The following is a 1,474-nucleotide window of genomic DNA, read 5'->3' on the forward strand; positions in this document are numbered from 1 at the left end:
GGTAACGCTCGACACGCGAGGCTGCCGCCAGGAACTTTTGAGCCGCACCGCCCTGGATGAGGGCAGCATGTATCACATTTGTCCGGCCCGATGCCAAACCCAATTGATCTGCGGTAAATGCGCAGATTGCCGGGATCCCCTGTCCGCCGGTAGCGGCGCGGGCTTTGCCGTCCAGTTTCCGGCAGCCGTCCATGGCCGCATCGGCGGCGTGAACCAAGGCAATAGTCCTGCCCTTTTGCAGCGCTTCCTCGACCTTGGAGTGGCCGAAAACCACCTGCCCGGCCTTTATGGTCAGGGCAAATGCGCCCAGCGCTTGTTCGGTCAGGAGCCCGTCAACCTGCTCAGCAAGGCCATCCGGGACCCGGACATCGGCCTTCAGCGCTCGACCGAACGCATTGCGTTTGGCGGCGTCTGAGATTGTATCATGGGCCGCAGTGAACCAAGCGCCACGCCCGGGGAGGCGCTCTTTGAGATCCGGGACGACGGTGCCGTCCGGTCCCAGCACAAAGCGGATGAGATCAGATTTAGCCCGTTGGGCGCGTGTGAGTGCACAGCGCCGCTGGGTAAACCCAGGGGTCTGCCGCGACTTCGTCTGTCGCGTCTCGCTCTGCACCGCCGTTTCCAACTACAACTGCCTTATATCTGTGCCGGCTCATGACGCGGTTGCGTCTTCGCCAGAAGCTTCGTCATTGCCCGTGGTCACCTCATCACTCTCAGTGCCTTCGGCGCCGTCTTCTTCGGTCTCCTCAGTTTCATCGGAAACCAAATCAGCCTCGTCAATCCAACCCGCCTTAACGCGCGCTGCCAGGATCAGGTCTTCGCACTGCGGGCGTGTCATGCCGAAGCCGTCAAGAAACCCAGGGTAACGGGTCGTTTCCTTGTCCTGCCGCTCGATCCAGCCAGCGAGATCGTCGGTGGCGCAGTCGGCCAGGTCTTCAAGCGTTTTCACCTCGTTCTCGCCAAGAGCGACGAGCATGGCCGTATTCAGACCTTCGAGCTGAAGCAACTCATCCGATACACCGAGTTCCTTGCGCTTCGAGTCCAGTTCCGCCTCGAGCCTCTCGAGATGCTCGCGCGCACGGGTTTGAATTTCTCCCGCGGTCTCCTCGTCGAAGCCCTCAATTGAGGAAATCTCTTCCGTGTCGACAAAGGCAACTTCTTCCACAGAGGTAAATCCTTCCGAGGCCAGCAGTTGGGCGATGACCTCATCGACATCGAGCGCTTCCATGAACTTGGCGGAGCGTTCGGCGAACTCTGCTTGACGGCGCTCCGATTCGGACGCTTCGGTCATGATATCAATATCCCAACCGGTCAGTTGGGACGCGAGGCGCACGTTCTGCCCCTTACGGCCGATGGCCAGCGACAATTGCTGGTCCGGCACGACCACTTCGATGCGCTCGGCATCTTCGTCAAGCACGACCTTGACGACTTCTGCCGGTGCAAGCGCATTCACGATGAAGGTCGCGGCGTCCGG

Annotated in this window: 2 protein-coding genes; both read right to left on the reverse strand. The window is 60.7% G+C overall.

The genetic code is table 11. The features are described 5' to 3' along the window. Positions 1-613, reverse strand: a 613-nt coding sequence (locus tag AC33YF_RS13910) for an RNA-binding protein (protein WP_491777810.1), incomplete at its 3' end; no start/stop codon positions are given. Between the two features lie 39 nt (positions 614-652). Next, positions 653-1,474, reverse strand: an 822-nt coding sequence (locus AC33YF_RS13915) for a helix-hairpin-helix domain-containing protein (protein ID WP_491777811.1), incomplete at its 5' end; no start/stop codon positions are given.

It is taken from the genome of Methyloceanibacter sp., from assembly GCF_058506495.1.